The 26,132-nt window shown below is 67.5% G+C and carries 25 protein-coding genes; 9 read left to right on the plus strand and 16 right to left on the minus strand.

Annotated elements, in window-relative coordinates; all coding sequences use genetic code 11:
- Nucleotides 1-39: 39 nt before the first annotated feature.
- Entirely contained in the window at nt 40-2,658 is a 2,619-nt protein-coding gene (gene mutS / locus HTY53_RS07100; protein WP_174105886.1) for a DNA mismatch repair protein MutS, read from the plus strand.
- Nucleotides 2,655-3,734: a hypothetical protein gene (locus tag HTY53_RS07105; protein WP_174105796.1), complete on the plus strand. Its 1,080-nt coding sequence runs from the start codon at nt 2,655-2,657 to the stop codon at nt 3,732-3,734. The genes mutS and HTY53_RS07105 overlap by 4 nt, the downstream gene beginning before the upstream one ends.
- A gap of 75 nt (nt 3,735-3,809) precedes the next feature.
- Here the strand turns inward: HTY53_RS07105 and HTY53_RS07110 are convergent, their stop codons facing one another.
- Nucleotides 3,810-4,337, minus strand: a complete 528-nt coding sequence (locus HTY53_RS07110) for an FKBP-type peptidyl-prolyl cis-trans isomerase (RefSeq protein WP_174105797.1) — start codon at nt 4,335-4,337, stop codon at nt 3,810-3,812.
- An 11-nt stretch (nt 4,338-4,348) separates the two neighbouring features.
- Between HTY53_RS07110 and HTY53_RS07115 the strand changes: the two genes are divergently transcribed.
- Nucleotides 4,349-5,557, plus strand: a complete 1,209-nt coding sequence (locus HTY53_RS07115) for a JmjC domain-containing protein (protein ID WP_368040933.1) — start codon at nt 4,349-4,351, stop codon at nt 5,555-5,557.
- 199 nt (nt 5,558-5,756) lie between these two features.
- Entirely contained in the window at nt 5,757-5,993 is a 237-nt protein-coding gene (locus HTY53_RS24750; RefSeq protein WP_043437644.1) for a hypothetical protein, read from the plus strand.
- Between the two features lie 125 nt (nt 5,994-6,118).
- On the opposite strand, the gene HTY53_RS07120 is transcribed toward HTY53_RS24750, so the two are convergent.
- The 8 genes from HTY53_RS07120 to HTY53_RS07155 all read right to left on the minus strand — a co-directional run bounded on the left by HTY53_RS07120 (nt 6,119) and on the right by HTY53_RS07155 (nt 13,470).
- Nucleotides 6,119-6,907, minus strand: a complete 789-nt coding sequence (locus HTY53_RS07120) for an MBL fold metallo-hydrolase (RefSeq protein WP_174105798.1) — start codon at nt 6,905-6,907, stop codon at nt 6,119-6,121.
- Between the two features lie 73 nt (nt 6,908-6,980).
- Nucleotides 6,981-8,219 (minus strand): outer membrane protein assembly factor BamC, encoded by a 1,239-nt coding sequence (gene bamC, locus HTY53_RS07125; protein ID WP_174105799.1) that lies wholly within the window; start codon nt 8,217-8,219, stop codon nt 6,981-6,983.
- A gap of 58 nt (nt 8,220-8,277) precedes the next feature.
- Nucleotides 8,278-9,162: a 4-hydroxy-tetrahydrodipicolinate synthase gene (gene dapA, locus HTY53_RS07130; RefSeq protein WP_174105800.1), complete on the minus strand. Its 885-nt coding sequence runs from the start codon at nt 9,160-9,162 to the stop codon at nt 8,278-8,280.
- A 160-nt stretch (nt 9,163-9,322) separates the two neighbouring features.
- Nucleotides 9,323-9,916, minus strand: coding sequence for a class I SAM-dependent methyltransferase (locus HTY53_RS07135; RefSeq protein ID WP_174105801.1), 594 nt, complete (start codon nt 9,914-9,916; stop codon nt 9,323-9,325).
- 35 nt (nt 9,917-9,951) lie between these two features.
- Nucleotides 9,952-11,154: a tryptophan--tRNA ligase gene (locus tag HTY53_RS07140; protein ID WP_064573207.1), complete on the minus strand. Its 1,203-nt coding sequence runs from the start codon at nt 11,152-11,154 to the stop codon at nt 9,952-9,954.
- Nucleotides 11,155-11,236: 82 nt separating this feature from the next.
- The gene (locus tag HTY53_RS07145) at nt 11,237-11,902 is read right to left on the minus strand and encodes a site-2 protease family protein (RefSeq protein WP_174105802.1); all 666 of its coding nucleotides are present in this window, start codon (nt 11,900-11,902) and stop codon (nt 11,237-11,239) included.
- 82 nt (nt 11,903-11,984) lie between these two features.
- Nucleotides 11,985-12,608, minus strand: coding sequence for an L-threonylcarbamoyladenylate synthase (locus tag HTY53_RS07150; protein ID WP_174105803.1), 624 nt, complete (start codon nt 12,606-12,608; stop codon nt 11,985-11,987).
- 16 nt (nt 12,609-12,624) lie between these two features.
- Entirely contained in the window at nt 12,625-13,470 is an 846-nt protein-coding gene (locus HTY53_RS07155; RefSeq protein ID WP_174105804.1) for a 3',5'-nucleoside bisphosphate phosphatase, read from the minus strand.
- A gap of 248 nt (nt 13,471-13,718) precedes the next feature.
- On the opposite strand from HTY53_RS07155, the gene HTY53_RS07160 reads away from it, so the two are divergent.
- Nucleotides 13,719-14,825, plus strand: a complete 1,107-nt coding sequence (locus HTY53_RS07160; RefSeq protein ID WP_174105888.1) for an NAD(P)/FAD-dependent oxidoreductase — start codon at nt 13,719-13,721, stop codon at nt 14,823-14,825.
- Nucleotides 14,826-14,880: 55 nt separating this feature from the next.
- Here the strand turns inward: HTY53_RS07160 and HTY53_RS07165 are convergent, their stop codons facing one another.
- Nucleotides 14,881-15,774 carry an alpha/beta fold hydrolase gene (locus tag HTY53_RS07165; RefSeq protein ID WP_174105805.1) on the minus strand — a complete coding sequence of 298 codons (894 nt, stop codon included), beginning with the start codon at nt 15,772-15,774 and terminating at the stop codon, nt 14,881-14,883.
- Between the two features lie 212 nt (nt 15,775-15,986).
- Between HTY53_RS07165 and HTY53_RS07170 the strand changes: the two genes are divergently transcribed.
- Nucleotides 15,987-17,765 carry an acyl-CoA synthetase gene (locus HTY53_RS07170; protein ID WP_174105806.1) on the plus strand — a complete coding sequence of 593 codons (1,779 nt, stop codon included), beginning with the start codon at nt 15,987-15,989 and terminating at the stop codon, nt 17,763-17,765.
- On the opposite strand, the gene HTY53_RS07175 is transcribed toward HTY53_RS07170, so the two are convergent.
- Entirely contained in the window at nt 17,762-18,646 is an 885-nt protein-coding gene (locus tag HTY53_RS07175; protein WP_254599851.1) for a ferritin-like domain-containing protein, read from the minus strand. The two genes, HTY53_RS07170 and HTY53_RS07175, sit on opposite strands and share 4 nt — an antisense overlap.
- A gap of 169 nt (nt 18,647-18,815) precedes the next feature.
- Between HTY53_RS07175 and HTY53_RS07180 the strand changes: the two genes are divergently transcribed.
- The 3 genes from HTY53_RS07180 (at nt 18,816) to HTY53_RS07190 (ending at nt 21,100) form a co-directional block, all read left to right on the plus strand.
- Nucleotides 18,816-19,340, plus strand: coding sequence for a gamma carbonic anhydrase family protein (locus HTY53_RS07180; RefSeq protein ID WP_174105808.1), 525 nt, complete (start codon nt 18,816-18,818; stop codon nt 19,338-19,340).
- 37 nt (nt 19,341-19,377) lie between these two features.
- A complete protein-coding gene (locus HTY53_RS07185) occupies nt 19,378-20,406 on the plus strand; it encodes an Hsp33 family molecular chaperone HslO (RefSeq protein WP_174105809.1) in 1,029 nt (342 codons plus the stop codon).
- Nucleotides 20,407-20,683: 277 nt separating this feature from the next.
- Nucleotides 20,684-21,100: a hypothetical protein gene (locus HTY53_RS07190; protein ID WP_174105810.1), complete on the plus strand. Its 417-nt coding sequence runs from the start codon at nt 20,684-20,686 to the stop codon at nt 21,098-21,100.
- Between the two features lie 109 nt (nt 21,101-21,209).
- Here HTY53_RS07190 and ftsB read toward each other — a convergent pair whose 3' ends face one another.
- From ftsB to HTY53_RS07215, 5 genes are all read right to left on the minus strand, one after another.
- Nucleotides 21,210-21,551 carry a cell division protein FtsB gene (gene ftsB / locus HTY53_RS07195; RefSeq protein WP_053821521.1) on the minus strand — a complete coding sequence of 114 codons (342 nt, stop codon included), beginning with the start codon at nt 21,549-21,551 and terminating at the stop codon, nt 21,210-21,212.
- Nucleotides 21,552-21,643: 92 nt separating this feature from the next.
- Nucleotides 21,644-22,933 (minus strand): phosphopyruvate hydratase, encoded by a 1,290-nt coding sequence (eno, locus tag HTY53_RS07200; protein WP_006576077.1) that lies wholly within the window; start codon nt 22,931-22,933, stop codon nt 21,644-21,646.
- 127 nt (nt 22,934-23,060) lie between these two features.
- Nucleotides 23,061-23,351, minus strand: a complete 291-nt coding sequence (locus tag HTY53_RS07205; RefSeq protein ID WP_174105811.1) for a DUF1330 domain-containing protein — start codon at nt 23,349-23,351, stop codon at nt 23,061-23,063.
- Nucleotides 23,352-23,465: 114 nt separating this feature from the next.
- Complete coding sequence (gene kdsA / locus HTY53_RS07210; RefSeq protein ID WP_174105812.1) at nt 23,466-24,335, minus strand: 3-deoxy-8-phosphooctulonate synthase; 870 nt, start codon at nt 24,333-24,335, stop codon at nt 23,466-23,468.
- 25 nt (nt 24,336-24,360) lie between these two features.
- A complete protein-coding gene (locus HTY53_RS07215; protein ID WP_174105813.1) occupies nt 24,361-26,016 on the minus strand; it encodes a CTP synthase in 1,656 nt (551 codons plus the stop codon).
- Between the last annotated feature and the right edge of the window lie 116 nt (nt 26,017-26,132).

A 26,132-nucleotide genomic window follows, 5' to 3' on the forward strand; every position in this document is an offset into this window, starting at 1 on the left:
GCCAGCGCATCGGCTGGTGCCACGGAAAAACATACGCCGATGATGCAGCAGTACCTGCGCATCAAGGCCGACCATCCGGACACCCTGCTCTTCTACCGGATGGGCGATTTCTACGAGTTGTTCCACGACGACGCCGAAAAGGCCGCGCGGCTGCTCGATATCACGCTGACCTCGCGCGGCAGCTCCAACGGCGTGCCGATCCGCATGGCCGGCATTCCCTTTCATTCGGTCGACCAGTATCTGGCCCGGCTGGTCAAGCTTGGCGAATCGGTCGCGATCTGCGAGCAGATCGGCGATCCGGCCGCGAGCAAAGGCCCGGTCGAGCGCAAGGTGGTGCGCATCGTCACGCCGGGCACGCTGACCGACGCGGCGCTGCTGCCGGACAAGGCCGATACCTTCCTGATGGCGGTCCACCAGCAGACTACGCGTCGCGGCGTCAGCAAGACCGGCCTGGCATGGCTGAACCTCGCCAGCGGCGAGCTGCGGCTGATGGAGTGCGAAGCGGCGCAACTGGCGCGCGAACTCGAACGCATCCGCCCCGCCGAGCTGCTGCACACCGATGGCATCGAACTGCCAGGGCATCCGTGCGCGCGTACCCGGCTGCCCGAATGGCATTTCGACCAGGACGCCGGCGCCCGCCGCCTGCGCGAGCAACTGGGCGTCGCCAGCCTCGATCCGTTCGGCTGCCGCACCCTCGGGGCGGCCCTCGGGGCGGCCGGCGCGCTGCTGAACTACGCGGCCAGCACGCAGGGCCAATCGCTGCGCCATGTGCAGGGCGTCACCGTCGAGCACGAAACCGAGTTCGTCGGGCTGGACACCGCCACGCGCCGCAATCTCGAACTGACCGAGACGCTGCGCGGCGGCGAGGCGCCCACGCTGTTCTCGCTGCTCGATACCTGCGCGACCGCGATGGGCAGTCGTCTGCTGCGTCATTGGCTGCACCACCCCTTGCGCGAGCGCGCGGTACCGCAGGCGCGTCAGCAGGCCATCGGCGCGCTGCTGGCGCAGGATCTCGATACGCTGCGCGCACGCCTGCGCCGGCTCGCCGATGTCGAGCGCATCACCGCGCGGCTGGCGCTGTTGAGCGCGCGTCCGCGCGATCTGTCGTCCCTGCGGGATACGCTGGCCGCCCTGCCCGAGGTGCAGGCTTGCGTGGCGCCCGACGACACCGCCCCGCTGCTGGCGCAGACGCTGTCCGAGCTGGCAGTGCCGCAGGCCTGCCTGGACCTGTTGTCGCGCGCGATCGCCCCTGAGCCGTCGACGGCGGTGCGCGATGGCGGTGTGATCGCACGCGGCTACGACGCCGCGCTCGACGAACTGCGCGACATCTCGGAGAACTGCGGGCAGTTCCTGATCGACCTGGAAGCGCGCGAGCGCGCGCGCACCGGCATCGCCAATCTGCGCGTCGAATACAACCGCGTGCATGGCTTTTATATCGAGGTCACCAACGGCCAGGCCGACAAGGTGCCCGACGACTATCGCCGTCGCCAGACGCTGAAGAACGCCGAGCGCTATATCACGCCGGAACTGAAGGCTTTCGAGGACAAGGCGCTGTCCGCGCAGGACCGCGCGCTGGCACGGGAGAAGCAACTCTACGAGGCGCTGCTGCAACTGCTGCTGCCGCATATCGGCGAGTTGCGCCGCGTCGCCGCGGCGCTGTCGCGCCTGGACGTGCTGGCGGCACTGGCCGAGCGCGCCCGCACGCTGGACTGGTCGTGCCCGGAACGCGTCGACGAGAACGTGATCGACATCGTGCAGGGCCGCCATCCGGTGGTGGAAGGCCAGCTGGCCGCCGAATCGACGCCCTTCATCGCCAACGACTGTCAGCTGACCGAGGCGCGCAAGCTGCTGCTGATCACCGGCCCGAACATGGGCGGCAAGTCGACCTTCATGCGGCAGACCGCGTTGATCGTGCTGCTGGCCTGCGTCGGCGCCTATGTGCCGGCGCGGCGCGCGACGGTCGGGCCGATCGACCGCATCTTCACGCGCATCGGCGCCGCCGACGACCTGGCCGGCGGCCGCTCGACCTTCATGGTGGAGATGACCGAAGCGGCCGCCATCCTGCACAACGCGACGCCGCACAGCCTGGTGCTGATGGACGAGATCGGCCGCGGCACGTCGACCTTCGACGGACTGGCGCTGGCCTGGGCGATCGCCCGCCATCTGCTGGCGCACAATCGCAGCCACACGCTGTTCGCCACGCACTATTTCGAGCTGACGCAGTTGCCGCAGGAGTTTCCGCAGGCGGCCAATGTGCATCTGTCCGCGGTCGAGCACGGCGACGGCATCGTCTTTCTGCATGCCGTGCAGGACGGCCCAGCCAGTCAGAGCTACGGCCTGCAGGTCGCGCAACTGGCGGGCGTGCCGCAGCCGGTCATCCGCGCCGCGCGCAAGCACCTGGCCTGGCTCGAGCAGCAATCGACCGACGCCACGCCGACGCCGCAGCTGGATCTGTTTGCCGCGCCGACGGTGCCCGACGCCGACGACGACAGCGACGACGACAGCGGCGGCGGCGGTTCGGCATCGGCCGCCCCCGCCAACGATGCGCTGGGCGAGGCGATGCGCGACCTCGATCCCGACAGCATGACGCCGCGACAGGCGCTCGATGCGCTGTACCGCCTGAAGGCTCTCGCCGAGGAATCCGGCCAGCCGGCATGACGATGCGAAGCGCGCGCCGCCGGGCACTGAGGTGCCGACCGCTGCTGGCCATCGCGATGGCCGCGACGCTGCTGGGCACCTGGTCCTCGCACGGCGCCGCCACCGTGCAGCCGGCGGCGGCCAAGGCACAGGCACCAAGCGGCAAGACCGCCGACTCGCGGCTGGTCCGCGTCGCGCTGATTGCCGACCTGCCGCAGTGGCCCGAGGCCGAGGGGCCGACGCGGCAACTGCTGGAAACGCTCGCGCAGCGCAAGCTCGCCTTCGTCATCCATGCCGGCGGCATCAAGGGCGACACCGAATCGTGCGCCGATGCGATGCTGGCCGGGCGGCTGCGGCTGCTCGACGAGTCCCCGTTGCCGCTGATCTATATCCCGGGCGAGACCGACTGGGCCGAATGCGAGCAAGCGATCAATGGCAGCTTCGATCCCGACGAACGGCTGGCGCGGCTGCGCGAGCTGGCCTTTCCGGACGACGATTCGCTGGGCCACCGCAAGCTTGGGCTGATCCGGCAATCGGACCAGGCCAAGTTCCGCAGCTATCGCGAGAACGTGCGCTGGACCGCGGGCAAGGTGTTGATGGTCGGCATGAACGTGCCCGACGACAACAACCACTATCGCACCGAGGCCGGCCGCAACGGCGAATTCGAGGATCGCCGCGAAGCGAACCGGCAATGGCTGGCGCGCGCATTCTCGGTCGCCGAGCAGGAATCGCTCGATGGCATCGTGCTGGTGATCCACGGCGACCCGCAGTTCGCCAACGGCTGGGAGAAGCGCGGCAAGCCGACACTGCTCGATGGCTTTTTGCGCCATCGCCAGCGCGACGGCTATCTCGAATTCAAACGGCAACTGCGCGAGCTGGTCAGCGGCTATCGCGGCCAGGTGCTGCTGATCCACAGCAGCATTGGCGGCTTCGGCATCGATACGCCGCTGCGCGACGCCAAGGGCAAGACGATCCGCAACTTCACGCGTGTCGCGCTGCCGGTCGGCTCGCCGAAGCAGTGGACCGAACTGACGATCTCGCCCGATTCGCGCGCGCTGTTCTCGGTCGCGCTGCAGGACGGCGCCGGCAAGAACTAGCCTGCCGCATCGGCTCCCCAGAAAGCGAAAAAGCCGGCATTGCCGGCTTTTTCGTTCGATGGATCCATACGTCGATCAGTGCAGCGTGCGCGGGCTGTCGTCGTCCTCGTCCTCGTCGACCACTTCGATGCCCGACGCGCCATGCGCATGGCCATGTTCGACTTCCTCGGCGGTCGCTTCGCGGACTTCGGAGACTTTGAGCCAGAAACGCAGCGCCATGCCGGCCAGCGGATGGTTGCCGTCGAGCACCACCTTGTCTTCGGCGACATCGGTCACGGTGTAGATCACCGAATCCTCTTCGTCGCCGTCCTCGGGCACGCCTTCGAACTGCATGCCGACTTCGAGCGGCTCCGGAAAACGATCGCGGGGCTCCACCTTGACGAGTTCGGCGTCGTAGTCGCCGAAGGCGTCCTCGGGTTCGAGCTGCAACTGCGTCTCGAAGCCTGCGGCATGACCGTCGAGTGCTTCCTCGATCTTGGGGAACGTGCCATCATAGCCGCCGTGCAAGTAGACCATCGGCTCATCCGATTCTTCGATCAGATTGCCCTGCGTATCCGACAGCTTGTACACCACGGACACAACCGTGTTCTTCGCGATTTTCAATTCTTCACTCCATGAACGATTCCGCATTATACGCGCAGGCCCTGCCCCGCGGCCCGGTGGATCCGGATGCGCCACTTCAGCTGCTCGGGGGCATGACGCCCGCCGCATTCATGCGTGATATCTGGCACCGCAAACCCCTGCTGGTTCGACAAGCCATCCCTGATATCGTGCCGCCAGTCTCCCGGGAAGCGCTTTTCGAGCTGGCCGACCGCGACGATGTCGAATCGCGGCTGGTCACCCACTTCCGCAACCGCTGGAAACTGGCGCACGGCCCTTTTGCTGCCGACAATCTGCCGTCGACCAAGGCGCGCCAATGGACCCTGCTCGTCCAGGGCGTGAACCTCCACAATAGCGCGGCGGCCGCGCTGATGGGGCAATTCCGCTTCATCCCCGATGCGCGCCTGGACGACGTGATGGTCAGCTATGCCACCGATGGCGGCGGGGTCGGCCCGCATTTCGACTCCTATGATGTGTTCCTGTTGCAAGTTTCGGGCCGGCGCCGCTGGCGCATCTCGTCGCAAGACCGGCTCGACCTGGTGCCGGATCTCCCTTTAAAGATACTGGCCGAATTCGAAGCGGAACAGGAGTTCGTGCTGGAGCCCGGCGACATGCTCTACCTGCCGCCGCAATACGCCCACGACGGCATCGCCGAGGGCGAGTGCATGACCTGCTCGATCGGTTTCCGCGCGCCGGCGTACCGCGAGTTGGCGGGGCATTTTCTGGCATGGCTGTCGGAAACCGTCGAGGACAACGAGGCGCTGTCCGGCCGTTATGCCGATGCCGGCCAGCCTGCCACTTCCCGGCCCGCACAACTGCCCGCGGACCTGTCGCGAGCGGTTGCGCAAAGGCTGCAGGCGTTGCGCTGGTCCAATGACATGGTGTCCGAGTTTATCGGCACCCATCTGTCCGAACCGAAGCCCGGCGTGGAGTTCGCCGAGGTTCCGCAAATCGCGCCGGGAAAATACGCGAAGCTGGCAACAACCCACGGCATTGTGCTGGCGCCCGCTTCGATCGCGCTATACGACCGCAGCCATTTCTTCCTCAACGGCGAAGCGTACGAGGTCCCCGGCGAGCTGGCCGGCTGGCTGCGGCGCCTGGCCGACCGCCGCCATTTGACAGCCGCCGAGGTCGGCCAATGCGCCGATCTGCCGGAGTTGATGGAGACATTTCACCATTGGACGCTGGAGGGCTGGCTGCAGCTGGCACCGGCGGCGGTGTAATAATGCGTAACAGTGTGGTCAGCAAATGACGCCGCTACACAAGCCGGGAAAACGTGGATATAATCGCCAGCTGGCTCGTACTGTGGACCAATGCATTTACGGCACCGGGGAGAGCCATTAAATTGAAGTTCACGAGCGATAATTACCGGTAATTATTCATCGCCTGTTTTTCTTTCTATTACAAGTTAAAGGACGAACAATGAAGAAGTCTCTCCTGATCGCTTCCCTGCTGGCTGCTGTTGCCGTGGCCGCTTGCGGCAAGAAGGAAGAAGCCGCTCCCGCAGCTGACACCGCTGCTCCGGCTGCTACCGCTCCGGCTACCGAAGCTTCGGCTCCGGCTGCTGACACCGCTGCTGCTCCGGCTGCTGACGCTTCGGCCCCGGCTGCTGACGCTTCGGCTCCGGCCGCTGACGCTTCGGCTGCGGAAGCCAAGTAAGCGTTCGCCCGAACGAAAAAACCGGCCTTCGGGCCGGTTTTTTTATGGGCGCTCGCCGGATTGCCATTCCCATCCGGCGCGGTGCCTGCTTCTCGATTGCTTTATCGCTTTATCGCTTTATTGCTTCATCCCTTCACCGTCTGCCAGCCCAGCCCTTCGTGCTGGTCCGCCACCAGGATGTCGTCCGGTCCCGCGCCCAATACCGCGGCCAGCGCCCCGGTGGCCAATGCCGGCGTATTGTTCTGCTGGCTCAGATGGGCTGCCACCACGCGGCACAGACCGCCGTGCGCGACGCGCGCCAGAATGGCCGCCGCGACCTCGTTGGCCAGATGGCCGAAATCGCCGCCGATGCGTCGCTTCAGCGAAGGCGGATAGACCGAGTTGCGCAGCATCTCGCGGTCATGATTGCACTCGAGCACCAGCGCATCGACACCAGCGAGACGGGCCACCAGATAAGGCGTTTCCATTCCGGCGTCGGTCAGCACGCCGAGACGCGCATCGCCATCGGACAGCACGAACTGCACCGGCTCGCGCGCATCGTGCGGCACCGTGTAAGGCAGCACCTGGAGATTGCCGATCTCGAACGCATAGTCGGCGCCGATCACGCGCACATCGGCCTTGTCGGCGCCGCGCAGATGCGAGGTCGCCAGCCAGGTGCCATGCGTGGTGAAAACCGGCAGACCGTGCCGGGCGGCAAAGGCGTACGCCGAGCCGATATGGTCGCCGTGCTCGTGCGTGACCAGCACCGCATCGAGACCGTCGGGCGTCACACCGAGCCGTTCGAGCCGTCGCGCCGTTTCGCGCAGACCGAAGCCGCAGTCGAGCAGCACACGAGTCACGCTGACGCCGTCGCGCGATTCGATCAGCAGCGAATTGCCCTCGCTGCCGCTGCCGAGAAAGCCGAACCGCATCATCGCCGCGCCCACCCCATGGGGCGGACCGCGGCGGCGCAACGGTTCGGCATGACCGGCCGATTCAACGCAGCGCTCAATGCAGCTGCTCGTCGAGCAGCGTCAGGATGCGCTTGGCGATCTCGGTCGACTCCGGCTGGCCCGCGTCGTTCAGCACGGTCACCGTGGTGCCCGTGCCGCTGCCCTTCAGCGCCACGCGATACTTCTTCGCCTGACGCGCGGCATCCCCGCCGCTGCGCGTGAACAGCTTGGAGAAGAAGCCGCGGTTGTCGTCCACCGTGTCACGCGTGTCGACATAGCGCACGTAGTACAGGCCCTGCCCGCGGTCACGGTCTTCCACCGTGAAGTTGACGCGGTCCAGCGCCAGGCCGACCGAGCGCCAGGCGCGGTCGAATGGCTCGGGCAGCTGCAGCGCCTGCGCACCGTTGACCTGCGTCAGATAGCTCGCCGAACCGGCAGCGGCGGCCGCCGTCTTGCCGGCGCCGGCGTCGGCCGGTGCGGCCGGCTTGGCGGCGCCCGCCGGTGCGGGCAGCGTGCCGTTCTTCGCCATGCGGTCGGCCTGTTCCTTCTGCACGCCCAGGCGTTGCGCCAGGCGCGACAGGAATTCGGCTTCCAGTTCGGGATCGGCTGCGCGCGGCGTCCACACGGTCTGCGACTTGTCCAGGCCGGTCAGCTCTTCCTTGGCGCCGCGATGGCTGATGAAGACTTCCAGGTTGCCGTTCTGGCCCTTCTCAACCCGCGTGCGGAACTTGTCGCGCTCCGAGGTCGAATACAGGCTGTCGAACACCTTGCCGATGGTGTTGCGGATGAAGTCCTGCGGAATCTTGGCCCGGTTCTCGGCCCAGTCGGTTTCCATGATGCCGGTCTCGGGCGAGTCCTGTACCAGCAGGAAGCCGTTCTCCTGCCAGAACTCGCGCATGGTCTGCCACAACTGGTCGGGCGCCATGCCGTTGCTGATGACGAGCCAGCGCTGGTTGCCGTCGCGTTCGACGCGGATGCCTTCGGCCGACGGCAGCACGTTGGTGCCGGCAACCTTCGGCTGGGTGCTGGTGGCCTGCTGGTAGCCCGACAACGTTGCGCTCGCCTGCTCGGGGACCGAATAGCGACGATCGCCGTCGAGCTTGGTCAGGTCCGGCGGCACCTCGAGCGTCGAGGTGCGCTTGGCCGCGGCGGCCGACTTGTAGTCGATCTTGTCGGCCTGCATCATGTCGTTGACGGTGCTGCAGCCAGCGATCATGCCGACCGCGAGCAGCGGCAAGACCAGGGCGGCACGGCGGCCTTGCGGCACGCCATGGCGGTTAAGCTTGAGTTTCATTGACACGCAATCCTAGTGAAGGGAATGACCGCTTGGCGCGAAAGAAAAATGGGGTCGATCAGGCGAGCAGCCCGGCGCCGGCCAGCGCGCGGCGCACGGTCTCGTGGTGGTCCGGCGACAGCGGCGTCAGCGGCAGGCGGATGCCGGCGCCCATCTTGCCCATCTGTTGCAGCGCCCACTTGACGGGGATCGGGTTGGCCTCGATGAACAGCGCCTTGTTCAGGTCGATCAGTTCCATATGGAGGCGGCGGGCCGTGATGGCGTCGCCCTTTAGCGCGGCGACGCACAACTCGTGCATCTTGCGCGGTGCCACGTTGGCGGTCACCGAGATATTGCCGTGGCCGCCCAGCAGCATCAGCGCCACCGCGGTGGGATCGTCGCCGCTGTAGATCGCGAAGCCTTCCGGCGCGTCCTTGATCAGCTGGGCCGCGCGGTCGATATTGCCGGTGGCCTCCTTGACGCCGACGATGCCGGGCACCTGCGCCAGGCGCAGGATGGTGTCGTTGCTCATGTCGGCGACGGTGCGTCCCGGCACGTTGTACAGCAGCACCGGCAGATCGACCGCTTCCGCGATCGTGCGGAAATGCCGATACATGCCTTCCTGCGTCGGCTTGTTGTAGTACGGCACCACCTGCAGCGATGCATCGGCACCGACCTGCCTGGCGAAAGCGGTCAGCTCGATCGCTTCGCGCGTCGAGTTGCCGCCGGTCCCGGCAATGATGGGGATGCGCCCGGCAGACTGCTCGACCGCGACCCGGATCAGCTCGCAATGCTCCTCGACCGACACGGTGGGCGATTCGCCCGTGGTACCGACGATCACGATGCCATCGGTGCCTTCGGCCACGTGCCAGTCGATCAGGCTGCGCAGCGCGGGGTAATCCAGGCTGCCATCCTCCTGCATCGGCGTCACGATCGCGACGATGCTGCCGGTAATCTGTGTCATAGCTTGTATGGTTTTCGAGATTTCGAATAGCGGGATTGTACCGGATACGAATTGGCCGCCGAAGCACACCGGCACCCCCTGCCTACCCGGGCAAACACTAAGTGGATCAACGCATCGGCCCGCTTGTGCGCCGACATCGCGCCGACATCACCCCGCGCGGTCAGCCGTCCAGCCGGTAGCGTGGCGGGGCCGCCCCTTCGGCACGGTCCAGTGCCTCGCGCACGGCGCACACGCGCTGGACGAACGCCGTCCTGGGCACTTCGATGACCCCGTCCTCGTAGGCAATGACCCGCAGGCTCCCGCGCACCGCATCGAGCAGTTCGCCCGGCCGCAGCAGGAAATCGGGGTTGGACGGCTTGCCGACCGTCTCGTTCCCCACCGCGAACGTCTCGTAGATCAGTACGCCGCCGGGTGCCAGCGCATCGAGCAGATGCGGCCACAAGGGGCGATGCAGATAGTTGGTGACGATCACCGCGTCGAACGGTGCCTCGTCGCCCAGCGGCCAGACGCCCTGCTCCAGGTCGGCCTGGCGGGTCCGCACGGCACCCGGCAGCCCTGACAGCGCGACCGCATCACGGTCGACGCCCAGCACGTCGAAGCCGCGCCCGGCCAGCCAGCGCGCATGGCGCCCGCTGCCGCAGGCCAGGTCGAGCACGCGGCCGCCGGCACGCAGCAACGGCGCCCAGCGCACGACCCATGGTGACGGCTCGCCGATCGCGGCATGCGGGGCGGCGACGCGCGTGAATGACGACATGGCGGACGACACGGTCGACGACGGCAGCGACCCCATCAGCGGTATCCCAGCCCCATGGCCTCGCGCACTTCACGCATGGTTTCCTGCGCGACCGCGCTGGCCTTGGCGCAGCCGTGGTCGACGATGTCGCGCAGCAGGGCCGGATTGTCCATGTACGGCTGCGCGCGCTCGAGCATCGGCTGCTGCTCGCGCAGGATGCCTTCGATCACCGGCTGCTTGCATTCGATGCAGCCGATGCCCGCGCTGCGGCAGCCCTTGAGCACCCACTCCTTGGTCGGCTCGTCGGAATACACCTGGTGCAGCTGCCACACCGGGCAGCGGGCCGGCTCGCCCGGATCGGTGCGGCGCACGCGCGCCGGGTCGGTCGGCATGGTGCGGACCTTCTTTTCGACCGAGTCCTTGTCCTCGCGCATGCGGATCGTGTTGCCGTAGGACTTCGACATCTTCTGGCCATCGAGCCCGGGCATGCGCGACGCCGCCGTCAGCAGCGCCTGCGGCTCGACCAGGATGGTCTTGCGCGAGCCGGCCAGATAGCCCAGCAGCAGTTCGCGGTCGTCATTGGACAGGCTCTGCGACTGCGCGACCAGCGCGCGGCCCTCTTCCAGCGCGCTGTCGGTGCCCTGCTCCTGGAAGGTCTTGCGCAGGTCGAGAAACACGCGGGTGCGCTTGCCGCCGAGCTTCTTCGCGGCCTCCTGCGCCTTCTCCTCGAAGCCGGGCTGGCGGCCGTACAGGAAGTTGAAGCGGCGCGCGATCTCGCGCGTGATTTCGACGTGCGGCACCTGGTCCTCGCCCACCGGCACCTTGTCGGCGCGATAGATCAGGATGTCGGCCGCCTGCAGCAGCGGATAGCCGAGGAAGCCGTAGGTCGCCAGGTCCTTGTCCTTGAGCTTCTCGATCTGGTCCTTGTAGGTCGGCACGCGTTCGAGCCAGCCCAGCGGCGTGCCCATCGACAGCAGCGTGAACAGCTCGGCGTGCTCCGGCACGCGGCTCTGGATGAACAGCGTCGCCTGCTCCGGATCGACGCCGGCGGCCAGCCAGTCGGTCAGCATTTCCCAGACCGATTGCCCGATCACCTCGGGCGACTCGTAGTGCGTCGTCAGCGCGTGCCAGTCGGCGACGAAGAAGAAGCACGGGTGCTCCGACTGCAGCTTGACCCAGTTTTTCAGCACGCCATGGTAGTGGCCAAGATGCAGCGCGCCGGTAGGCCGCATGCCGGAGAGAACGCGATCGGGGAACATGTCGTTGTAATCAGTCTTTCAGGAAATCATTGCACCAGCGTCATTGCACCAACGTCATTGCACCAGCGTCATTGCACCAACGTCATTGCACCAGTGCCAGGATCGGCGCCAGCAGCAGCTGGACCAGCGAGCCCAGCAGGCTCATCACCGGCTGCATCCAGACCCGGGTGATGACGCCGGCGGCGACCAGCGCCAGCACGACGAAGATGCCGTACGGCTCGATCTTCGACAGCGCATACGCCATGCGCTGCGGCAGCAAGGCGCTGAGCACGCGCCCGCCGTCGAGCGGCGGAATCGGAAACAGGTTGAAGGCCGCCACCACCAGGTTGACCAGCACGCCGGCGCGCGCCATCTGCGCGAAGAACGGTTCTTCGACCTGCGCGAGCACCAGTCCCAGCGCGATCAGCGCCCAGGCGAAGGCCTGCACGAGGTTCGCGCCCGGCCCGGCCAGCGCCACCCACATGCTGTGCCAGCGCGGATTGCGCAGGCGGCCGAAGGCGACCGGCACCGGCTTGGCATAGCCGAACACGAACTGGCCGCTGGTGACCAGATACAGCAGCAGCGGCACGGCGATGGTCCCGATCGGATCGATATGGCGGACCGGATTGAGGCTGACCCGGCCGAGGATATAGGCGGTGTTGTCGCCGAAATGCTTGGCCACATAGCCGTGCGCGGCCTCGTGCAGCGTGATGGCGAACAGCACGGGCAGCGCGTAGACCGCGAAGGTCTGAATCAGAGAGGCGTCCATGGGGCGCTATTGTAACGGCGGGCACCGGTCGCCACGCCGTTTCATCGGGCGGTGCCGGCTCGGCAGCAGCATCCTGCCGCGCTCAGAGACCGAAACGGGCGACATCGCCGCGTCCGGCGCGCACCAGCACCGGCTCGCCGCTGGTCAGGTCGATCACCGTACAGGCATGGGCGGGCGCAATGCCGCCGCAGATGACCAGATCGAGCTGCTTCTGCAGGCGTTCGCGGATGTCCAGCGGGTCGTCCAGCGGCGCGACGTCGCCCGGCAACTGCAGCGTCGCGCTGATGATCGGCTGGCCCAGCTCGTTGAGCAGCGCCTGCGGGATGGCATGGTCGGGCACGCGCACGCCGATGGTCTTGCGCGCCGGGTGGGACAGCCGCCGCGGCACCTCTTTGGTGGCCTCGAGAATGAACACATACGGCCCTGGCGTGGCGCCCTTGATCCAGCGGTACTGGCGATTGTCGACCCGCGCGAAATTGCCGAGCTCGGACAGGTCGCGGCACATCAGCGTCAGGTGATGCTTGTCGTCGATGCCGCGCAGCCGGCGCAGCCGCTCGACCGCGGCCTTGTCGTCGAGGCGGCAGGCCAGCGCATAGCTCGAATCGGTGGGCAAGGCGATCAGCCCACCCTTGCCGACGATCTGGGCGGCCTGCTTGATCAGCCGCGATTGCGGATCGAGCGGATGGATATCGAAGAACTGCGACATGGCGCGGTCCGGCGGCTTACCAGTCGTGCCAGACCGGCGTCAGCGACGACGGCAGCGGCGGCAGCGTGCCGATCTCGACCCGCCCCTCGCCCGGCCCGTGAAAGTCCGAGCCGCGCGAGGCCAGCAGTCCGTAGCGCCGCGCGACCTCGGCATAGCGCCGGTACTGGTCCGGCGTATGGCTGCCGGTCACCACCTCGACCGCGCCGCCGCCGAGCGCGGTGAATTCGTCGAACAGCGCGTCGTGCTGGGTGTCGGTGTAATCGTAGCGGCCGGGATGCGCCATCACGGCGATGCCGCCGGCGGCGCGGATCCATTGGACCGCCTCGCCAAGCGTGGCCCAGCGATGGCCGACGTAGCCCGGCCGGCCTTCGGTCAAATAGCGGTCGAACACCTCGGAGATGTTGCTGCAAATGCCCTCGTCGACCATCCAGCGGGCGAAGTGCGTGCGCGAGATCAGGTCGGGGTTGCCGACGTAGCGCAGCGCGCCTTCGTAGGCGCCTTCGATGCCGACCGCCTGCAGCGCGTCGCCGATGTCCTGCGCGCGGCGCGCACGGCCGGAGCGGGTCGCGGTCAGGCCGTCGATCAGTTCGGGGCACAGCGGATCGATCTGCAGGCCGACGATATGGACGGTCTGGCCGGCCCAGGTCACCGAGATCTCGACGCCCGGCACATAGCGCATGCCCAGCGCCTCGGCGGTCTCGCGCGCGATCAGCTGGCCGCCCAGTTCGTCATGGTCGGTCAGCGACCAGATCTCGACGCCGTTGGCGTGTGCCCGCTCGGCCACGACCGCGGGTGGCAGCGTGCCGTCCGAGATGGTCGAGTGGCAATGCAGGTCGGCGTTGATGGCGTGGGAAGCGTGCATTCCGCCATTCTACTCCCGGGCCTGCGCTGCCCGCAGGGTCCGGGCGCAGGGGCCCGCCCACGGCGGCGCATGGCGAGGCGCCACACGCGGCGGCATGCAGCGGCATGCAGCGGCACGCAGCGGTCCATAGCCATGCCGCCAACGGTGGCGTAGCCGGAAGCACCGCGGGGCCGGGGTATAGTTGACGCCTCCCCAGTCTCTCCGCGCGGCGCGCCGCCATGGCGCACGCCGACCGCAACGATCCGATCATGCAGAACTTCCATCCGGCCTCCCGCTCTGACGACGCTTCCTCCCTGCCCGCCGCGGCGACTGCCCGGAACGCCGAACCGGTCCGCACCGACGTGCTGATCGTCGGCGCCGGTCCGGTCGGCCTGTTCGCCGCCTTCCAGGCCAGGGTGCTGGGGCTGCAATGCGAGATCGTCGATGTGCTCGATCGCGCCGGCGGGCAGTGCACCGAGCTCTATCCCGAGAAGCCGATCTATGACATCCCCGCCGTACCCGGCTGCCTGGCCCAGGAACTGGTCGACCGGCTGCTGGAGCAATGCGCGCCGTTCGCCGTGCCGATGCATTTCGGCCAGCGCGCCGAGGGCGTGCAGGAACTGCCCGGCGAGCCGCAGCGGCTGCTGGTTGCCACCGATGCCGGCAAGCGTTTCGACGTGGCGGCCGTGCTGATCTGCGCCGGCGCCGGCGCCTTCGCGCCGCAGCGCGTGTCGCTGCCGGAGGCGGCGGCGCTGGAGGGCCGGCATTTGCACTATGCGGTGCGCGATGTGTCGCGCTTTGCCGGCAAGCGCGTGATCGTCGCCGGCGGCGGCGACTCGGCGCTGGACTGGGCGCTGGCGCTGCGCAAGGTGGCCGCGCGCGTCACGCTGCTGCATCGGCGCGAGGGCTTCCGTGCGGCCGACCATACCGTCGCCGAGATGCGCGCCGCGGTCGCGGCGGGCGAGATGGACTTCGTCGTCGGCATGCTCGGCGCGTTGCAGACCGAGGGCGAGACGCTGGTGGCGGCGCAGGTGCGCACCCGCGAGGACACGCTGACGTTGCCGGCCGACGAACTGGTCGCGCTGTACGGGCTGGTGTCCGAGCCTGGCCCGATCGCCCATTGGGACCTGGATATGCGCGCCGGCCGCATCCTGGTCGATACCACCACCTACGAGAGCTCGCGTCGCGGCATCTTCGCCGCCGGCGACATCGCCTTCTATCCGAACAAGCAGAAGCTGATCCTGTCGGGCTTTCACGAGGCCGCGCTGGCGCTGCGCCGTGCCTATCACTACGCCTTCCCCGACAAGGCCCTGGTCCACGTGCACACCAGCAACAACGCCGCGCTGAAGGAGGCGCTGACGCACGGGACGGATTGAGGTAATGAGGCCCCGAGGCCCCAGGCCCTGCGGCCCTGAAGTGTGCCGCGCGGGTTCAGCCGCAGAACGATTCGATCAGCGCGGCCACCGCCTCGGGCTGATCGTGATGCAGCATGTGGCCCGCGTCGTCGACGATCACCTCGCGGAAATCGCGGAATGCGGTGAAGCGCTGCTTGAATTCCGCGATGCTCTGCTTGTGGGCGATATGGCGCAGCGTCTCCGAATCGCGCGCCTCGACGTGCAGCACCGGCGCGGTCGCCGCGGCCCAGATCGCCATCGCCTCGTCGACGCGGTACAGCACCGGATTGATCATCTTGTGCGCCGGGTCGCCCAGGATTTCCCAGCGGCCCTGTTCATTGCGCCGCGACCAGTGTTCGGCGAGAAACGCCGCCCGATCGTCGCGCAGCCGCGGATTGGTCTTTTTCAGCCGCGCCGCCACCGCTTCGACGCTGTCGTAGGTCTTCAGCGTCGGCGGCTCGCGCAACTCGTCGAGCCAGCGGGCAAAGCGCCGCGGCGCCTGATCCGGCCGCGTGGCGGTCATGCCGAAGCCTTCCAGATCGACCACGCGGCGCACCCGCTCGGGACGCACGCCCGCATAGAAGCACGCGATATTGGCGCCCATGCTGTGGCCGACCAGATCGACCGCACCGTCGGGCTGATAGTAGTCGAGCAGGACTTCGAGATCGGCCAGGTAGTCGGGAAACCAGTACGAGGCCGTGCCCGGATGGCGGGTGGGCCAGCCGCTCATGCCGAAGCCGCGCCAGTCCGGCGCGATCGCATGCCAGCGTCCCCGCAGCGCGTCGACCAGGAACTGGAACGAGGCCGCCACGTCCATCCAGCCATGCAGCAGAAACAGCTTTGGCGCGCCGGGTTCTCCCCAGTGGCGCACGTGGTAATCGAGGCCACGCACCGTGATACATTCGGAGCGCGATGTGTCGCGGATCGTCATGGTCTGCCCTGTCCCGCCTGTCGGCTGTGTGTTGCGGCGATTGTCCTTGCCTGTCGCGATGGCCGTCGCCAGCATGGCTGAGCCGGCCGCGACAAAATCGAACGCTCGTTCGATTTACCGCGATTGTAGCCACAAGCGAGTCCGCGACGCCAGCCAGCATGCGAACAACATCCCGGGCGCGCCACGCCCCGGACACAAGAACGGAGACCATCATGGCCGCATCCTCGCTACCGGACAGCCGGCGCGACGACTATCACGCGCTCTACCGCGACTTCCACTGGCACGTTCCCGAATACTTCAATCTCGCTGACGCCTGTTGCGGCCGCTGGGCGCGCGACCCTGCCACGCGAGACAACATCGCCGTCCATACCGAGCATGAGGACGGCCGGCGCGCCGCCCATCGCTACGGCGAGATCCAGCGCGACGCCGACCGCCTGTCGCACGCGCTGCGCGCGCTGGGCGTTCGCCGCGGCGACCGCGTGGCGATCGTGCTGCCGCAGCGGATCGAGACCGTGGTCGCGCATATGGCGGTCTACCAGCTCGGCGCGATCGCGATGCCGCTCTCGATGCTGTTCGGCCCCGAGGCGCTGGGCTATCGCCTGCAGCACAGCGAGGCCTGTGTGGCGATCGCCGACGAGACCTCGATCGACAATCTGCTCGCCGCGCGCGGCGATTGCCCGGCGCTGCAGGCCGTGATCGCCGTAGGCGACGCCGCGGGTCGCGGCGACCGCGACTGGGACGCGGCGCTGGCGGACCAGTCCGACGCATTCACCGCCGAGCAAACCAAGGCGGACGAGGCCGCCGTGCTGATCTACACCAGCGGCACCACCGGCCCGCCCAAGGGCGCGCTGCTGCCGCACCGCGCGCTGATCGGCAATCTGACCGGCTTCGTCTGCTCGCAGAACTGGTATCCGCACGACGACGATGTGTTCTGGAGCCCGGCGGACTGGGCCTGGACCGGCGGACTGTGGGACGCGCTGATGCCGGCGCTGTATTTCGGCAAGCCGATCGTCGGCTACCAGGGCCGCTTCTCGCCCGAGGTGGCCTTCGGCCTGATGGAGCGCTACCGCGTCACCAACACCTTTCTGTTTCCGACCGCGCTCAAGCAGATGATGAAGGCCTGCCCGGCGCCGCGCGAGCGCTACGACTTGCGGCTGCGCGCGCTGATGAGCGCCGGCGAGGCGGTCGGCCAGACCGTGTTCGACTGGTGCCGCGAAGCCTTCGGCGTGATCGTCAACGAGATGTTCGGCCAGACCGAGATCAACTACATCGTCGGCAATTGCACCGCGCAATACGACGACGATCGGCTGGGCTGGCCGGCGCGGCCCGGCTCGATGGGCCGGCCTTACCCCGGCCACCGTGTCGCCGTGGTCGACGACGAAGGCCGCCCCTGCCCGCCCGGCGAGGATGGCGAGGTCGCGGTCTGCACCACCGATATTCACGGCCATCCGGATCCGGTGTTCTTCCTCGGCTACTGGAAGAACGAGGCGGCGACCGAGGGCAAGTTCCTCGAGCACGACGGCCTGCGCTGGTGCCGCACCGGCGACCTCGCGCGCGTCGATGAAGACGGTTACCTGTGGTACCAGGGCCGCGCCGACGATGTCTTCAAGTCTTCGGGCTACCGGATCGGCCCGAGCGAAATCGAGAACTGCCTGCTCAAGCATCCGGCGGTGTCGAACTGCGCGGTGGTGCCGTCGCCGGACTTCGAGCGCGGCGCCATCGTCAAGGCCTTCATCGTGCTGACGCCGGGCGTGCAACGCTCGCCCGAGGCGGAAGCCGCGCTGGTCGCCGAGCTGCAGCAGCATGTGCGCGGGCAGCTGGCGCCGTACGAATACCCGAAGGCCATCGCCTTCATCGATCAGCTGCCGATGACCACCACCGGCAAGATCCAGCGCCGCGTGCTGCGGCTGCAGGAGGAAGAAGCGGCGCGCCAGCGTGCCCAGGCCCCGCGCGTCGGCAACGGCCAGGCGCTCGGCAGCGTCAGCGGCTAGCCAGCGCTGCCTGTCAGCCAGGCCAGCTCGTCCTCGTCGAAACCGGCCGCACGGCGCGCCGCCAGATTGAACGGCGGCCGCAGCCGCGGCGCCTGATGGCGCTCGGCCAGTTCGGCGTAGGTCGTCACCGGGTCGAGGCCCCGCTGCTCGCACAGCCAGCGATACCAGCGGTTGCCGATCGCGACGTGCCCGACCTCGTCCCGCAGGATGATGTCGATGATGGCCGCCGCCTCGGCGTCGCCCGCGTCGGCCAGCCGCGTGCGGACCACCGGCGAGGCATCCAGCCCGCGCGCCTCCAGCGTGCGCGGCACCAGCGCCATGCGCGCCAGCACATCGTCGGCGGTACGGTCCGCCATCTCCCACAGGCTGTTGTGCGCCGGGAAATCGCCGTAGGCGTAGCCCAGCGTGCGCAGATGCGCGGCCAGCAGAGTGAAATGCAGCGCCTCCTCGTCGGCGACCTGCAGCCAGTCGCGGTAATAGGCCGCCGGCATGCCGGCAAAGCGCCAGACCGCATCGAGCGCCAGATTGATCGCGTTGAATTCGATATGCGCGAGCGCGTGGATCAGCACCGCCCGTCCCGCCGGATCCTGCAGCGAGCGGCGCCGCTCGACCTTCTGCGGCGGCACCAGCTCGGGCCGCGCCGGGCGGCCGGGCACGCGGCCAACCGCCTCGACGGTCAGGCCGGCGCCGATGGCGTCGTCGCCGGCCGCCAGAGCGGCGGCGCGCAATGCGCGGGCGGCGGCCGCCTTGGCGGCGGGATCGGGCTCCGTCAGCACGGCGAGCGCGCGGTGGCGAAGGGAAAGCGGCGAAGAGTTCGCACCTGAATCGGGCGGCCCCTCGGGATTGCGGTCGGGGGCGGGTTCGGCAGCGTAGGCAGGCATGGGCGTAAAATCCGGTCTGCCGCCATTGTAGAGCCCTGCCGGCACGGTCCGGTCGGACGGCTGACCCGCCATTCGCGGCGTCGGCGTGGCGCTTGAGCCCTACGCTTCCCCGCTCTTTAAGGCCCGGCGGCCATCCCCATCTAGAAACGAACCCTGTACAGGAGACCCCATGTCGCTTTACCAGCTCGGCGAGACCGCGCCTTCCATCGATGCCGACGCCTACGTGGCCGCGGAAGCCACCGTGATCGGCAACGTGACGCTCAAGGCGCGAGCCAGCGTCTGGCCGGGCGCGGTGATCCGAGGCGACAACGAGCCCATCGTCGTCGGCGAAGCGACCAACGTACAGGAAGGCGCCGTGCTGCATACCGATCCGGGCTGCCCGCTGACGATCGGCGACCGCGTCACCATCGGCCACCAGGCCATGCTGCACGGCTGCACGATCGGCGAAGGCGCGCTGATCGGCATTCAGGCGGTGGTGCTGAACCGCGCGGTGATCGGCAAGGAATGCCTGGTCGGCGCCGGCGCCATCGTCACCGAAGGCAAGGTATTCCCCGATCGCACGCTGATTCTGGGCGCCCCCGCCAAGGCGGTACGGCAGCTGAGCGACGAGGAAGTGGCCGGCCTGTACCGCAACACCGACACGTATGCGGCACGCCAGGCCGTCTACAAGACAGAATTGAAACGCATCGACTGAGCGCCCGCGCGCCGGCCGATCCCACCGATGGATGATCGTGACTGAAACCCAAACCCCGGACACCCTGCAAAAATTCCTGTTCGACGCCGCCCCGGTGCGCGGCGAGCTGGTGCGGCTGCAATCGACCTGGCAGGAAGCGCTGGAGCGCCACCATTACCCCGAACCGGTGCGCCGGCTGCTGGGCGAGATGATGGCCGCGGCGGCGCTGCTGTCGGCCAATCTGAAGTTCAATGGCGCGCTGGTGATGCAGCTGCATGGCGACGGGCCGGTGCGGATGCTGGTGGTCGAATGCCTGTCCGACCTGTCGCTGCGCGGCACTGCGAAGCTGGCGGAAGGCGTCGAGATCGCCGACGATGCCACGCTGGCCGAGCTGGTCAACCAGCACGGCCAAGGGCGCTTTGCCATCACGCTGGACCCGCACGACAAGCTGCCGGGCCAGCAGCCCTACCAGGGCATCGTGCCGCTGGCCGACGCCCATGGGCCGTTGGGATCGATCAGCGCCGTGCTCGAGCACTATATGCAGGCGTCTGAGCAGCTCGACACACGGCTGTGGCTGGCCGCCGACGACCGCGTCGCGGCGGGCATGCTGCTGCAGAAGCTCCCTTCATACGGCGGCACGATGGAAGGCAAGCCGGGCCGCCCGCCGGCGCAGGTCGGCGAGACCGGCGCCCCGCTGTCGGCCCATGGCCGCGCGCAGGATCTCGATACCTGGGACCGCGCGTGCCAACTGGGCGCGACGCTCAAGACCGAGGAATTGCTGGCGGAGACGCCGGATACGCTGTTGCGGCGGCTGTTCTGGGAGGACCTGCAGGACGCCGGGCTGCGCGTGTTCGAACCGGGCACGCCGCGCTTCCAGTGCTCGTGCTCGCGCACCAAGGTGGCGAACATGCTGCAGTCGCTGGGCCAGGCCGAGGTCGACGACATCGTCGCCGAGCGCGGCTCGGTCGAGATCCACTGTGACTTCTGCGGCCAGGAGTACCGCTTCGACCCCGTCGATTGCGCGCAGCTGTTCAGCGGCGCGCCGATGCCGACCGGTGTCGGCGAGGGCGCGGGGCATCGGCATTGAGTGGCAGCAACAAGCGACCGATCGCCCCGGTTGTAGTTGATGCCTGAGGTGTTCTCCCTCTCCCCCTCAGGGGGAGAGGGTTGGGGAGAGGGGGTGGTTTCGAGCCACACCGCCATATCCACCGCTGCTGCCCTCTCCCCTACCCCTCTCCCGCGCGCGGGAGAGGGGAGAAACCACGAGATCACGGAAAGGCAGCAAACTTTGCCCGCTCACTAAAATCAAAGCGAACAGAGTCAACAAAGTCCTGCCGCTCTCCCCGCACCGCCTGGAGGTCATCATGCCGGCCATCCCTTCGTCGATCCGTGTTGCACTGCTGGCCGCGCCGCTGCTGGCCGCGGGGTGCGCCGCCAATCTGCCGCGCGATATCAACGGTTCGCCGCCGACCGCCCGGCTGGCGCCGGATGCCGCCTCGCGCGGGCCCGCGGCGCCGCTCAGTGCCGAGGAGCGCAAACGGCTCGACGCGCTGAACAAGCAGGTGCTGCGCGACCAGGAAGCCGCGATCGCGCGCGACCAGCAGGCGCAGGCCTGGGCGCGTGCGTCGACCTACGGTTATCCCTACGCCTATCCGGCGTATCCGCTGTCGAGCTGGAGTCTCTACTACGGGGGATGGGGCCGCGGCCGCTGGGGCGGTGGCGTCAGCATCGGATCGCCCGGCTATTGGGGCTGGGGCGGCTATCCGTACTGGTGGTGGTGAAACGGGGGTGGTGAAGTCTTGAGGCGGAAGTCTTGAGGCGGGAGTCTTGAGGCTGGGGTCTTGAGGCTGGAGCCTCGAGGCAGGAGTCCTCGGACTCGAGCCGTGACGCTCAGTGCCCGCCGGAGCCCGGCTTCGTGGCCGGAGGCGGCGGCAACGGCGGCGTGGCGCTGACCTTCGGGGCCGGCGCGACGAACTGGATGAACACCTCGCCGTCCTTGACCATGCCTAGCTCGTAGCGCGCCCGCTCCTCGACCGCGCCGGTGCCGTCCTGCAGGTCCAGCACCTCGCCTTCGAGCTTGGCGTTGCGGCGCTTCAACTGCTCGTTGCGCGCGGTCTGCTCGCCGACCTGCTTGTTCAATTCCCAGACGCGAAGCCAGCCGCCCTTGCCCAGCCACAGGGGGTACTGGATCGCGAGCAGCACCACGAACAACAGCAGCGTAATCAGGCGCATGGGCAATAAGGAAACGGACGACCGGGCGGTTGCGTCGCGGGTGTGGCGGGTATGCCGCGGCCGAAGCCCGGCACACCCGCCGACTCCCGAGCTTAGCGCAGATTGTAGAACGCGCTCTTGCCGGGGTAGCTGGCGATATCGCCCAGATCTTCCTCGATGCGCAGCAGCTGGTTGTACTTGGCGATGCGGTCCGAGCGCGACAGCGAGCCGGTCTTGATCTGGCCGGCGTTGGTGCCGACCGCGATATCGGCGATGGTGCTGTCCTCGGTCTCGCCCGAACGGTGCGAGATCACGGCCGTGTAACCGGCGCGCTTGGCCATCTCGATCGCCGCGAAGGTCTCGGTCAGCGTGCCGATCTGGTTGATCTTGATCAGGATCGAGTTGCCGATGCCCTTCTCGATGCCTTCCTTCAGGATCTTGGTGTTGGTGACGAACAGATCGTCGCCGACCAGCTGCACGCGCTTGCCGAGCTTGTCGGTCAGCACCTTCCAGCCGTCCCAGTCGCCTTCGGCCATGCCGTCCTCGATCGACACGATCGGGAACTTGTCGCATAGATTGGCCAGATAGTCGGCCCACTGGGTCGAATTGAGCGTCAGGCCTTCGCCTTCCAGGTGGTACAGGTCCTCGCCTTCGCGGAAGAACTCGCTCGAGGCGCAGTCCAGCGCCAGCAGCACGTCCTCGCCGGCGCGGTAGCCGGCCTTCTCGATCGCCTGCAGGATCGTGTTCAGGCATTCCTCGTTCGAGGCGAAGTTCGGTGCGAAGCCGCCTTCGTCGCCGACCGCGGTCGACATGCCCTTGTCGGCCAGGATCTTCTTGAGCGCGTGGAACACCTCGGCACCGCAGCGCAGCGCTTCACGGAAGCTCTTCTGCGACACCGGCATGATCATGAATTCCTGGATGTCCAGGCTGTTGTTCGCGTGCGCGCCGCCGTTGACGATGTTCATCATCGGCACCGGCATCTGCATCGCGCCCGAACCGCCGAAGTAGCGGTACAGCGGCAGGCCGGCTTCCTCGGCGGCGGCCTTGGCCACCGCCATCGACACGGCCAGCATCGCGTTGGCGCCCAGTCGGCTCTTGTTCTCGGTGCCGTCCAGATCGATCAGCGTGCGGTCCAGGAAGGCCTGTTCGGAGGCGTCCAGGCCCATGATGGCTTCGGAGATCTCGGTGTTGATATGCTCGACCGCCTTCAGCACGCCCTTGCCCAGATAGCGCGACTTGTCGCCATCGCGCAGTTCGATCGCCTCACGCGAGCCGGTCGACGCGCCCGACGGCACCGCGGCGCGGCCCATCACGCCCGATTCGAGCAGAACGTCGCATTCGACGGTCGGGTTGCCGCGCGAGTCGAGAACCTCGCGACCGATGATATCTACGATTGCACTCATGGATTCCTCTTGATCTAGATCGGATGAAGCTGGGTATGTGTGAGCACTGCGTCTGGTACTGCGCTGCCGGTTCGGCGGGCAAACCCGCGTCGGGCAGACCCGCGTCAGACAGCGCTGCGATCGAAGCTCAAACGCCTTCGACCACGATCATGTTCATCCTGGCGGCATGCTCGCGTGCCTTGCGGGCAGCGCGATAGGTCTCGCCGTCGTAGAACGCCTGCGCCGCCTCGACGCTGGGGAACTTCAGCAGCACCACGCGGGTGGGCGCCCATTCGCCTTCGAGCGGGACCGTGCGGCCGCCGCGTACCAGCACCTCGGCGCCATGCTCCTGCATCGCCTTGCTGGACAGGACCTTGTACTGCTCGTACTGCTGCGGATCGGTGACGTCGACGTAGGCGATGATGTAGCCGGCGGCCATGCGTATCTCCAGGACGAATCTTATGCTTGTCATCGTTGCCGCCGGATGACGGCGGCAACGTGCGGGGATCGGTGATCGGCGAGAAAGCCGTTGCAGTTGACGTTGGCGGTGCGCTCAGGCGCAGGCCGGCCAGCCGAAATTGTCTTCGAGGAAGCCGGCCCGCTTGGTCAGCGTGTCCAGCTCCTTCAGCACGGCCAGCAGTTCGCGCATGCGCGACAGCGGCACGGCGTTGGGGCCGTCCGACATCGCCTTGCTCGGGTCCGGATGGGTCTCCATGAACAGGCCGGCAATGCCGACCGCCACCGCGGCGCGCGCCAGCACGGGCACGAACTCGCGCTGGCCGCCCGAGCTGGTGCCCTGCCCGCCGGGCAGCTGCACCGAGTGGGTCGCGTCGAACACCACCGGGGCCCCGGTCTCGCGCATGATCGCCAGCGAGCGCATGTCGGAAACCAGGTTGTTATAGCCGAACGACACGCCGCGCTCGCACGCCATGAAGCTGTCCTCGGGCAGGCCGGCTTCGCGCGCGGCGTCGCGGGCCTTGTCGATGACGTTCTTCATGTCGCCCGGGGCCAGGAACTGGCCCTTCTTGATATTGACCGGCTTGCCGCTCTGCGCGCAGGCGCGGATGAAATCGGTCTGCCGGCACAGGAAGGCCGGCGTCTGCAGCACGTCGACCACCGCCGCCACCGGCGCGATCTCGTCGATCTCGTGGATGTCGGTCAGCACGGGCACGCCGATCTCGCGTTTGACCGTGGCCAGGATCTCCAGCCCCTTCTCCATGCCCAGTCCGCGGAAGGACTTGCCCGACGAGCGGTTCGCCTTGTCGAACGAGGACTTGTAGATGAAGGGGATGCCGAGTTCGCCGGTGATCGCCTTCAGCTGGCCCGCCGTATCGAGGGCCATCTGCTCCGACTCGATCACGCAGGGACCGGCGATCAGGAAGAACGGCTGGTCCAGGCCGACGTCGAATCCACACAATTTCATCTTGCTCTCCTGCTGGGCGCCCGCTTCAGGCGCCCTTGCGCTTCTGTTGCCCGGCCAGCGCGGCTTCCACGTAGGCCTTGAACAGCGGGTGGCCCGCGCGCGGCGTCGAGGTGAATTCCGGGTGGAACTGCACGCCGACGAACCACGGGTGCATCTGCGCCGGCAGCTCCATCATCTCGGGCAGGTTTTCGGTCGGGGTGCGGGCGGAAATCACCATGCCGGCCTGCTCGAGCTGCGGCACGTAGTGATTGTTGACCTCATAGCGATGGCGATGCCGCTCGTTGACCTCGGCGCCGTAGATCTGCGCGGCCTTGGTGTCCGGCTTGACCGGCACGCGCTGCGCGCCCAGCCGCATGGTGCCGCCGAGATCGGAATCGGCCGAGCGCTGTTCGACCTTGCCGTCGCGGTCGACCCATTCGGTGATCAGCGCCACCACCGGGTGTTCGGTTTCCAGGCTGAATTCGGTCGAGTTGGCGTCGCGCATGCCGGCCACATGGCGGGCAAACTCGATCACCGCCAGCTGCATGCCCAGGCAGATGCCCAGGTACGGCACCTTGTTCTCGCGCGCATACTGGATCGCGCGGATCTTGCCTTCGGTGCCACGCTTGCCGAAGCCGCCCGGCACCAGGATCGCGTCCAGGGGCTTGAGCACTTCGAGGTGGCCCGATTCCAGTTCCTCGGAATCGATGTATTCGATATTGACGCGGGTCGCGGTATGCATGCCCGCGTGGCGCAGCGCCTCGATCAGCGACTTGTACGACTCGGTCAGGTCGACGTACTTGCCGACCATGCCGATCGTCACTTCGTGCTCGGGGTTTTCCTGCGCGTTGACCAGCTTCTGCCACATCGACAGATCGGCCGGCTTCGGGTCCAGGCGCAGTTCCTCGCAGATCAGCCGGTCCAGGCCCTGCTCGTTGAGCATCTGCGGGATCTTGTAGATGCTGTCGACGTCCCACACCGAGATCACCGCTTCCTGCGGGATATTGGCGAACAGCGAAATCTTGGCGCGCTCGTCGTCCGGAATCGGCCGGTCGGCGCGGCACAGCAGCGCGGTCGGCGAGATGCCGATCTCGCGCAGCTTCTGCACCGAGTGCTGGGTGGGCTTGGTCTTGAGCTCGCCGGCGCTGGCAATGAACGGCACCAGCGTCAGATGGACGAAGGCCGCGTGGTTGCGGCCCATGCGCAGGCTCATCTGGCGGGCGGCTTCGAGGAACGGCAGCGATTCGATATCGCCGACGGTTCCGCCGATCTCGACCAGCGCCACGTCGGCCTTGCCTTCGTGCGAAGCGGCCGCGCCCTTCTCGATGAACGCCTGGATCTCGTTGGTGATATGCGGAATCACCTGCACGGTCTTGCCCAGGTATTCGCCGCGCCGCTCCTTGCGGATCACCGATTCGTAGATCTGGCCGGTGGTGAAGTTGTTCGACTTGCGCATCTTGGCCGAGACGAAGCGCTCGTAGTGGCCAAGATCGAGGTCGGTCTCCGCGCCGTCTTCCGTGACGAATACTTCGCCATGCTGGAAGGGGCTCATCGTGCCGGGATCGACGTTGATGTAGGGATCGAGCTTGAGGAGGGTGACTTTGAGGCCGCGCGACTCGAGAATAGCCGCGAGCGAGGCGGCAGCGATGCCCTTGCCGAGGGAAGAGACGACGCCACCGGTGACGAAGACGAATTTGGTCATAAACCGAGCTTGCCGGGGAAATCGGGATTATACATGAGCGAGGCGGGATCGACGCCCCGAATCGGCGTGCTGGACTGTGCGCTCGCGCGTCGTTTTCCCGCGGGACCCGGCACCGC

Source organism: Cupriavidus gilardii (genome assembly GCF_013314895.1).
Classification (GTDB): domain Bacteria; phylum Pseudomonadota; class Gammaproteobacteria; order Burkholderiales; family Burkholderiaceae; genus Cupriavidus; species Cupriavidus gilardii_C.

Bases quoted from the DNA above. Each gene is read 5' to 3' on its own strand.
- mutS (WP_174105886.1), top strand. From the start codon at position 40: ATGATGCAGCAGTACCTGCGCATCAAGGCCGACCATCCGGACACCCTG.
- HTY53_RS07105 (WP_174105796.1), top strand. From the start codon at position 2,655: ATGACGATGCGAAGCGCGCGCCGCCGGGCACTGAGGTGCCGACCGCTG.
- HTY53_RS07115 (WP_368040933.1), top strand. From the start codon at position 4,349: ATGAACGATTCCGCATTATACGCGCAGGCCCTGCCCCGCGGCCCGGTG.
- HTY53_RS24750 (WP_043437644.1), top strand. From the start codon at position 5,757: ATGAAGAAGTCTCTCCTGATCGCTTCCCTGCTGGCTGCTGTTGCCGTG.
- HTY53_RS07120 (WP_174105798.1), bottom strand. From the start codon at position 6,907: ATGATGCGGTTCGGCTTTCTCGGCAGCGGCAGCGAGGGCAATTCGCTG.
- bamC (WP_174105799.1), bottom strand. From the start codon at position 8,219: ATGAAACTCAAGCTTAACCGCCATGGCGTGCCGCAAGGCCGCCGTGCC.
- dapA (WP_174105800.1), bottom strand. From the start codon at position 9,162: ATGACACAGATTACCGGCAGCATCGTCGCGATCGTGACGCCGATGCAG.
- HTY53_RS07135 (WP_174105801.1), bottom strand. From the start codon at position 9,916: ATGTCGTCATTCACGCGCGTCGCCGCCCCGCATGCCGCGATCGGCGAG.
- HTY53_RS07140 (WP_064573207.1), bottom strand. From the start codon at position 11,154: ATGTTCCCCGATCGCGTTCTCTCCGGCATGCGGCCTACCGGCGCGCTG.
- HTY53_RS07145 (WP_174105802.1), bottom strand. From the start codon at position 11,902: ATGGACGCCTCTCTGATTCAGACCTTCGCGGTCTACGCGCTGCCCGTG.
- HTY53_RS07150 (WP_174105803.1), bottom strand. From the start codon at position 12,608: ATGTCGCAGTTCTTCGATATCCATCCGCTCGATCCGCAATCGCGGCTG.
- HTY53_RS07155 (WP_174105804.1), bottom strand. From the start codon at position 13,470: ATGCACGCTTCCCACGCCATCAACGCCGACCTGCATTGCCACTCGACC.
- HTY53_RS07160 (WP_174105888.1), top strand. From the start codon at position 13,719: ATGCAGAACTTCCATCCGGCCTCCCGCTCTGACGACGCTTCCTCCCTG.
- HTY53_RS07165 (WP_174105805.1), bottom strand. From the start codon at position 15,774: ATGACGATCCGCGACACATCGCGCTCCGAATGTATCACGGTGCGTGGC.
- HTY53_RS07170 (WP_174105806.1), top strand. From the start codon at position 15,987: ATGGCCGCATCCTCGCTACCGGACAGCCGGCGCGACGACTATCACGCG.
- HTY53_RS07175 (WP_254599851.1), bottom strand. From the start codon at position 18,646: ATGCCTGCCTACGCTGCCGAACCCGCCCCCGACCGCAATCCCGAGGGG.
- HTY53_RS07180 (WP_174105808.1), top strand. From the start codon at position 18,816: ATGTCGCTTTACCAGCTCGGCGAGACCGCGCCTTCCATCGATGCCGAC.
- HTY53_RS07190 (WP_174105810.1), top strand. From the start codon at position 20,684: ATGCCGGCCATCCCTTCGTCGATCCGTGTTGCACTGCTGGCCGCGCCG.
- ftsB (WP_053821521.1), bottom strand. From the start codon at position 21,551: ATGCGCCTGATTACGCTGCTGTTGTTCGTGGTGCTGCTCGCGATCCAG.
- eno (WP_006576077.1), bottom strand. From the start codon at position 22,933: ATGAGTGCAATCGTAGATATCATCGGTCGCGAGGTTCTCGACTCGCGC.
- HTY53_RS07205 (WP_174105811.1), bottom strand. From the start codon at position 23,351: ATGGCCGCCGGCTACATCATCGCCTACGTCGACGTCACCGATCCGCAG.
- kdsA (WP_174105812.1), bottom strand. From the start codon at position 24,335: ATGAAATTGTGTGGATTCGACGTCGGCCTGGACCAGCCGTTCTTCCTG.
- HTY53_RS07215 (WP_174105813.1), bottom strand. From the start codon at position 26,016: ATGACCAAATTCGTCTTCGTCACCGGTGGCGTCGTCTCTTCCCTCGGC.